Genomic DNA, 7548 nt, shown 5'->3' with positions numbered 1-7548 from the left:
CGAAGGCCGACGCCGGGGGACATTCGCCGGAAAGGGTAAGGCGGCCCGGCGCTCGATTCACCGGCAGCCGCGTCTGCTTCAGAGCGCTAGCCCCGCCGGCAGCCGCGTCTGCTCCAGCGCATCACCCTGTTGGGCGAAGAACCAAAAAAAACGCCGCGCATTACGCGCGGCGTCGAAAAGGGGTGGAGCCAACCTGACGCCCCACCACCCGGAGGTTATTTCAGGCGTTCCCACAGGAAGCTGTACGCCAGCGCCGACATATGCGCCGCCTGCGCGTTGTTCGCCGCACCGCCGTGGCCACCTTCGATGTTCTCGTAGTAGGTCACGTCCTTGCCGGCCGCGAGCATCTTGGCCGCCATCTTGCGCGCATGGCCCGGGTGGACGCGGTCATCGCGGGTCGAGGTGGTGAACAGCACCGGAGGATACGTCTTCTTCGGGTCGAACAGGTGGTACGGCGAGAAGGTCTTGATGTAGTCCCAGTCGGCCGTGTCGGGATTGCCATACTCGGCCATCCACGAGGCGCCGGCCAGCAGGTGGCTGTAGCGCTTCATGTCCAGCAGCGGCACCTGGACCACCACCGCGCCGAACAGCTCGGGGTACTGGGTGAGCATGTTGCCGGTGAGCAGGCCGCCGTTGCTGCCGCCCTGCACGCCCAGGTGCCTGGGCGAGGTGATCCTGCGGTTGACCAGGTCACGCGCGACGGCCGCCATGTCCTCGTAGGCCTTGTGCCGGTTCTGCTTCAGAGCCGCCTGGTGCCAGCGCGGACCATACTCGCCACCGCCACGGATGTTGGCGACCACGTACACGCCCCCCTTGTCCAGCCACGCACGGCCCATGCCGCCGGAGTAGGACGGGGTCAGCGAGATCTCGAAGCCACCGTAGCCGTACAGCAGGGTCGGGTTGGACCCGTCCAGCGTCATGTCCTTGGCATGCACCACGAAGTACGGCACGCGGGTGCCGTCCTTGCTGGTGGCGAAGTGCTGCTCGATCACCTTGCCCTCGGCGTTGAAGAACGCCGGCATGGTCTTGAGCACTTCCGGCGGCTTGCCGACCTCGGCCAGCGCCAGGGTGGTCGGCGTGAGGTAGTCGGTGACGGTCATCCACACCGCGTCACTCTCATCTGCATCCACCGCGCCTACTGCCACGGTACCGAACGACGGTGCACCGGTGAAATCGCTCTGCGTCCAGCCATTCGCCGACGGGGTCAGCACCACCAGACGGCTCTTGACGTCATCCAGCACGTTGAGCACCAGGTGGTTCTTCGTCCAGGTCGACCCGGCCAGCGAGGTGGTCGCGGTCGGGGTGAACAGCACCTCGAAGTCGCGCTTGCCGGCGACGAACTCATCCAGCGTGGTCACCAGCAACGAACCGGCGGTATAGGTCTTGCCGCCCACCGTCCACGGATCGCGCAGCTCCAGAGTCAACCACTGCTTGCGCAGGCCCTTCTCGGCCGAGTTTGGCGCATCGATCCTGGTCAGCGTGCCGTCGTCGGCGCGCAGGTAGAGCTCGTTGTTGTAGAAGGCCAGCGTACGGCTGACCAGGTTGCGCTCGTACCCGGGGGTGTCGTCGTGCATGGCCGCGATGTACATGTCATCGGACTTGCCTTCGTACACCACGCTGGCCGCCGTCAGCGGCGTGCCGCGCTTCCACAGCTTGGCCACGCGCGGGTAGCCGGAGGTGGTCATGCTGTCCTTGCCGAAATCGGTGTAGACGAACACGGTGTCGCGGTCGATCCAGCCCAGGCCGCCCTTGGACTCCGGACGGAAGAAGCCGTCCTTGATCCAGGTCTTGCTGGTCAGGTCGAATTCGCGGGTGACGTCGGCGTCCGCGCCACCGCGCGACAGCGCGATCAGGCAGCGCGCGTAGTCCGGGCGCAGGCACTCGGCGCCATGCCACACCCAGTTTTCGCCTTCCGCCTTGTTCAGCGCGTCCAGGTCGAGCACGGTTTCCCACGTCGGCGCGGGCTTTCGGTATTCGTCCAGGGTGGTGCGACGCCACAGGCCGCGCTCGTGCTGCTTGTCCTTCCAGAAGTTGTAGTAGTAGTCGCCGATCTTCTGCACGCCGGGAATCTTGGCGTCCGAATCGAGCACCTCGCGGATGCTGGCTTCCATCTGCTTGAACGCCGGCGTCTGGGCCAGGCGGCCTTCGGACAGGGCGTTCTGCTCCTTCACCCAGGCCAGCGAGGCGTCGCCGCCGACATCTTCCAGCCAGGCGTACGGGTCGGCCGGGGTCTCAGCGGCCATGGCGGTACCCGCGGTGCCGGCGGACATCAGGCCTGCCATCAGGCAGGCGGAGGCGAATCGTGACATTGCTGCTCCAGGCGTTCATATCCCGATGACGCTATCACACGGCCTGCCCGGCGTTCCCCTGTCGAAGGTCAGGGCGGACCGGGCGCTGCGGCACCCGGCCGCGCCGACGCGCCTGCGGTCCGCGCCGGCGCGGGGCCGGGCGCCGCAGCAGGCGCACGGGCAGTCGGAACCGGTACAGCGCCCACCAGGCCAGCCACGGCATGGCCACCAGCCACATCGGCAGCCAGCCCAGCCACTGGCTGTCACCGCGTGCGGCCGGCCAGACCAGCACCAGTGCAAGACCGGCCAGGGCAACCTGCCTGACGCAGCGCAACACACGCGGATCGGGCGCGTCATGGGACCGCGAGGCGGACTGTGAAGGCCGGGAACGACGCGAAGACGACAGGGACATGACACGACTCCGTGCGAAAGTGATGCGCTACCTTGCCCCGCGTCCATCTCACTGGCTGCGACCTCGGTGTCGATCGCCATTGACGTTCTTCGTCGTCCCACCCACCATGCCCCTGCAAGCCACTGGAGCTCTCCGCCGCATGTCTTCGAACCGCCCGCTTCGCGTTGTCCTGCTGCTGTCGACGCTGTCGCTGCTGTCCGCCTGTTCCTTCGGTGAGAGCAAGCCGACACCCGCGCCGGCGGTCAGCACCACGGCCAATGCCCCGATCGACCTGCAGCGGTTCATGGGTACCTGGTATGTCATCGGCCGCGTACCGAACCCGGTGGAGCGCGGCCACGTCGCCAGCGTCAACCAGTACTCCCTGCGCGGCGACCAGAAGGTTTCCATCTCCTATCGCTTTCGCGATGGCTTCTCCGAGCCCCAGCAGGAACTGACCGTACGCGCGTCGGTGGACGAGGAGAGTGGCAACCACAACTGGCGCACCTGGTTCTACAAGGTCGTGCCGACCCATACCCGCGTGCTGGAAGTGGCGCCGGACTACTCCTGGGCGATGCTCGGCTACCCGGGCCGCGAGATGGCCTGGATCTTCGCGCGCAAGCCGGACATGGACAAAGACCTGTACAAGGAGCTGGCAACGCGCCTGCGCGACCAGTACGGGGTCAACACCGACAAGCTCAAGCGCGTGCCGCAGCACCCCGAGCAGGTGGACCGGCTGGGGTACGAGGTACCGAACGTAAGGTGATCATGCCGCCTGTCGCGGTAAGACCCGGCGTTCGATGTCCTGCCACGTGGCCAGCGTCTTGAGATCGTATTCGGCCTGCAGCGCAAGCCATGAGGCGGGGTCGCCACCGAAGTGACGGGCCAGCCGCGCCGCCGTATCGGCGGTCACGGCGCGGGTTTCATGCACGATGGCATGCAGCCGGGTGGCTGGAACATCCAATGCACGCGCCAGCGCGTTGATGCTCAGCTCCAGCGGCACCAGGAACTCCTCACGCAGGACTTCGCCCGGGTGAATGGCCCTGAGTTTGTTGGTGGGGCGGCTCATGGTCGGCATCCTCAGTGGTAATCAACGATTTCGACACGACAGGGACCCGCGTCTGTCCAGATGAAGCACACGCGCCACTGGGCGTTGATGCGGACGCTGTACTGTCCTCGCCGGTCGCCCCCGAGCGCCTCAAGGCGGTTGCCGGGCGGACAGCGCAGGAACTGAAGGGTCTGCGCCGCGTCGAGCATCTGCAGCTTGCGTTCGGCAACGGCCTGGATGCTGCGGAACTGCCGAGGGCAACGGCCTTCGAAAAGGGCACGCGTCTGACGGCAGTGGAAGGACTGGATCATTCCGTAAAGCGTATTACGTGAAACGGAATATATCACAGACGCGGGTCACGCAACGCCGAACGGGGCCAACGCTCCATCAATCGCACCGGCGCGCTTCAGGCGTTCATGGCGATGCCTTCATCGCAGTGGTGCCCTATGGTCATCGGGCGCGGCGTGGCATTGCGCCAAGGTGCGGCAGCACCGGCCGTTGGCCGGCACCCGCGTCATTTCCGCGAATACCGCCCCACCAGCCAGTCGCCCAGCATCTGCAGCAGCTGCACCAGCACCAGCAGCAGCACCACGGTGACCAGGGCCACGTCGGTGTGCGAACGCTGGTAGCCATCGCGGAAGGCCAGGTCGCCCAGGCCGCCGGAGCCGATCGCGCCGCCCATGGCGGTGAAGCCGATCAATGCGATCACGGTGACGGTGGCGCCGGCGATCAGGCCGGGGCGCGCTTCGGGCAGCAACACGCGGCTGACCAGCTGCCAGGTGGTGGCCCCCATGGCCTGGCTGGCCTCGATCACGCCGCGGTCCACTTCGCGAAGCGCGGTTTCCACCAGGCGGGCGTAGAACGGGGCGGCGCCAATCACCAGCGGCACGATCGCGCCGCGCACGCCCAGCGAGGTCCCCATCATCGACAGCGTGATCGGGATCAGCACGATCATCAGGATGATGAAGGGCACCGACCGCAGCAGGTTCACCAGCAGCGCCAGTCCGCCGTACAGCACCGGCTTGCGGTGCAGCTGCGGCGAGCCGGTCAGGAACAGCAGCACGCCCAGCGGCAGGCCGATGGCCAGCGTCAGTGGCAGCGATCCCCCCAGCATCAGCAGCGTGTCGAGGGTGGCCTGGCCGATGTCGGCCCACTTGGCGGCGTCGAGGTGGCGGAAGAATCCGCCGGCAGCAGCCAGGATCATCGGCGCAGCTCCTCCAGGTGAACGCCCGCAGCGACGAACCCGGCCTGTGCGGCCTGCACGTCGCCGCCGACCAGCGATACCGTCAGCTGGCCATACGGGGTGTCCTTGATGCGGTCGATGCGTCCGGACAGGATGTTGTAGTCCACGCCGGTCTCGCGTGCGATACGACCCAGCACCGGTTCGTAGGTATCGGTACCCAGGAAGGTCAGGCGCACGATGCGCCCGGCCACGGCGTCGAAATCCTTGTGCAGCTCGCCCTCGTCCACCTGCTCGGATTCGTTGACGAAGCGGCGCGTGGTGGGGTGCTGCGGGTGCAGGAACACCTCGGTGACCGGACCGGTCTCGACCAGGTGGCCGGCATCGAGCACGGCGACGCGGTCGCAGACGCGGCGGATGACGTCCATTTCATGGGTGATCAGCACGATGGTCAGGCCCAGCTCGCGATTGATCTTCCCCAGCAGCTTGAGCACCGACGCGGTGGTCTGCGGATCCAGCGCGCTGGTGGCCTCGTCGCACAGCAGTATCTGCGGGCGCGTGGCCAGCGCACGGGCGATGCCGACGCGCTGCTTCTGCCCGCCGGACAGCTGCGCCGGGTACTTGCTGGCATGCGCCTCCAGGCCCACGGTGTGCAGCAGCTCATCCACCCGCGCATCGATCTCGGCGCGCGGCGTGCCGGCGAGTTCCAGCGGGAAGGCGACGTTGGCCGCCACCGTGCGCGAGGACAGCAGGTTGAAGTGCTGGAAGATCATGCCGATGCGCCGGCGCAGTGCGCGCAGGCCGTCGCTGTCCAGCGCGGTCACGTCCTCGCCGTTGATCAGCAGGCGCCCACCGGTGGGCTCTTCCAGCCGGTTGATCAGCCGGATCAGGGTCGACTTGCCCGCGCCGGAATGGCCGATGATGCCGAATACCTCGCCGGCCTGGATGGTCAGGTCCAGCGGCTGCAGCGCGGCGATCGCGCGGCCGCCGACGGCATAGGATTTGTGCAGGCGCTGGAACTCGATCACTTCGCGGTCAACCGGGGCATCGACGGGAGGGGGCGTGCAGCCTACCAGCGCGGGACGGCCCTCGCCCGCTCGGCAGAACGGAATCATATTCCGTTTGATTATAAGGTGACGTCATCGCCCGCCCGGCGGGCCTCAGGGGTGGTCCAACGGCGGGGTCGGCCGGACCTGGCGGACCCGTTCGCGATGCAGCAGGTACAGCCCCGAGGCGACGATGATGGCCGCGCCCAGCCAGGTCACCTGGTCGGGCAGCACGCCCCAGAACAGCAGGTCCCAACCGATCACCCAGACCAGCCCGGTGTATTCCAGCGGCGCGATCAGCGAGGCCTCGCCCAGCTGGAACGCCCGGGTCAGGGCGACCTGCCCGGCGGCGCCGGCCAGGCCCATGCCGGCAATGAGGCCCGCGTGGTCCAGCTGCAGCGGCTGCCAGTCCGGGATCGCGAGCAGGCCGGCGCCGATCGCCAGGATCACCAGGAACCACACCACCATCGACTGCGGGGTGTCGGTGCGGGTCAGCATGCTTACCGTGATCGCGGCAATGGCATAGGCGGTGGCGGCGATCAGGACCATCAGGCCGGGCACCGAGATGAAGCCGCCCACGCCCGGGCGCAGCACCACCAGCACCCCGACCAGGCCGATCCCGATGGCGATCCAGCGCCGCGGACCCACGTGTTCGCCCAGCAGGGGAACCGACAGCGCGGCGATCAGCAGCGGCGCGACGAAATAGATGGTGTACGCGGTGGACAGCGGCAGGCTGCGCAGGGCGTACACGAAGCAGCCGATCATCACCATGCCCAGCAGCCCGCGCAGCAGGTGCAGGCCCCAGCGCACCGGCACCAGCGAACGCGGGCCGGCCGTGGCCAGCACCCACACCAGCACGAACGGCAGCGAGGCGGCGCCGCGCAGGAAGGTCACCTGCAGGGTCGGGTAGCTGGACGAGAGCTGTTTCATGCCCGCGTCCATCAGCGAGAAGCAGGCGACCGCCATCAGCATCCAGGCGACGGCACGGGTTGGGGAGCGTTGCGTGTTCATGACCCATTATCGCCCTCCACGGCGGGCCGTCCATGCGGGGTTGGTTAGAATGGGGGCCTTCACCTGCTGGAGTTTCCCCATGCCCTCCTTTGACGTCGTTTCCGAAGTCGACATCCACGAATTGACCAACGCGGTCGACCAGGCCAACCGCGAGCTGTCCACCCGCTTCGACTTCAAGGGCGTGGACGCAAAATTCGTGCTGGAAGACAGCGTGATCAGCCAGTCCGCCCCGAGCGACTTCCAGCTGCAGCAGATGACCGACATCCTGCGCCAGCGTCTGACCGCGCGGAAGATCGACGCGGCCTGCCTGGAGTTCGGCGATATCGAAACCAACCTGGCCGGCGCGCGCCAGAAGATCACCGTCAAACAAGGTATCGAGCAGAAGGTGGCCAAGAAGATCGCCGCAGCGATCAAGGAAGCCAAGCTCAAGGTCGACAGCCAGATCAACGGCGACAAGCTGCGCGTGACCGGCAAGAAGCGCGACGACCTGCAGGACGTGATGGCCCTGCTGAAAAAGGGGACGTTCGAGGTTCCCCTGCAGTTCGACAATTTCCGCGACTGACCCCCTGATGGCAGCCGGAAATTTC

The 7548-nt window shown here is 67.1% G+C and carries 9 protein-coding genes; 2 read left to right on the top strand and 7 right to left on the bottom strand.

Features of this window, described 5'->3' with window-relative positions; translation table 11 throughout:
- Positions 1 to 215: 215 nt before the first annotated feature.
- The gene (locus tag RT456_RS16280) at positions 216 to 2309 is read right to left on the bottom strand and encodes a prolyl oligopeptidase family serine peptidase (protein WP_313348082.1); all 2094 of its coding nucleotides are present in this window, start codon (positions 2307 to 2309) and stop codon (positions 216 to 218) included.
- A 34-nt stretch (positions 2310 to 2343) separates the two neighbouring features.
- A complete protein-coding gene (locus tag RT456_RS16275; RefSeq protein ID WP_313348081.1) occupies positions 2344 to 2700 on the bottom strand; it encodes a hypothetical protein in 357 nt (118 codons plus the stop codon).
- A 139-nt stretch (positions 2701 to 2839) separates the two neighbouring features.
- Here RT456_RS16275 and RT456_RS16270 point away from each other — a divergent pair, with 139 nt between their 5' ends.
- Complete coding sequence (locus RT456_RS16270) at positions 2840 to 3442, top strand: lipocalin family protein (protein WP_313348080.1); 603 nt, start codon at positions 2840 to 2842, stop codon at positions 3440 to 3442.
- On the opposite strand, the gene RT456_RS16265 is transcribed toward RT456_RS16270, so the two are convergent.
- The 5 genes from RT456_RS16265 to RT456_RS16245 form a co-directional block, all read right to left on the bottom strand.
- Positions 3443 to 3745, bottom strand: a complete 303-nt coding sequence (locus tag RT456_RS16265) for a HigA family addiction module antitoxin (protein ID WP_313348079.1) — start codon at positions 3743 to 3745, stop codon at positions 3443 to 3445.
- An 11-nt stretch (positions 3746 to 3756) separates the two neighbouring features.
- Entirely contained in the window at positions 3757 to 4035 is a 279-nt protein-coding gene (locus RT456_RS16260; protein ID WP_313348078.1) for a type II toxin-antitoxin system RelE/ParE family toxin, read from the bottom strand.
- A 203-nt stretch (positions 4036 to 4238) separates the two neighbouring features.
- The gene (locus tag RT456_RS16255) at positions 4239 to 4928 is read right to left on the bottom strand and encodes a methionine ABC transporter permease (RefSeq protein WP_313348077.1); all 690 of its coding nucleotides are present in this window, start codon (positions 4926 to 4928) and stop codon (positions 4239 to 4241) included.
- Entirely contained in the window at positions 4925 to 5932 is a 1008-nt protein-coding gene (locus tag RT456_RS16250; protein WP_313348084.1) for a methionine ABC transporter ATP-binding protein, read from the bottom strand. The genes RT456_RS16255 and RT456_RS16250 overlap by 4 nt, the downstream gene beginning before the upstream one ends.
- Before the next feature lie 132 nt (positions 5933 to 6064).
- Positions 6065 to 6961 (bottom strand): DMT family transporter, encoded by an 897-nt coding sequence (locus tag RT456_RS16245; protein ID WP_313348076.1) that lies wholly within the window; start codon positions 6959 to 6961, stop codon positions 6065 to 6067.
- Positions 6962 to 7040: 79 nt separating this feature from the next.
- Here RT456_RS16245 and RT456_RS16240 point away from each other — a divergent pair, with 79 nt between their 5' ends.
- Positions 7041 to 7523 (top strand): YajQ family cyclic di-GMP-binding protein, encoded by a 483-nt coding sequence (locus RT456_RS16240; protein WP_095362991.1) that lies wholly within the window; start codon positions 7041 to 7043, stop codon positions 7521 to 7523.
- Positions 7524 to 7548: the final 25 nt, after the last annotated feature.

This window comes from Stenotrophomonas sp., from assembly GCF_032099025.1.
Classification (GTDB): domain Bacteria; phylum Pseudomonadota; class Gammaproteobacteria; order Xanthomonadales; family Xanthomonadaceae; genus Stenotrophomonas.
This window is presented reverse-complemented; position numbering and strand designations above follow the sequence as displayed.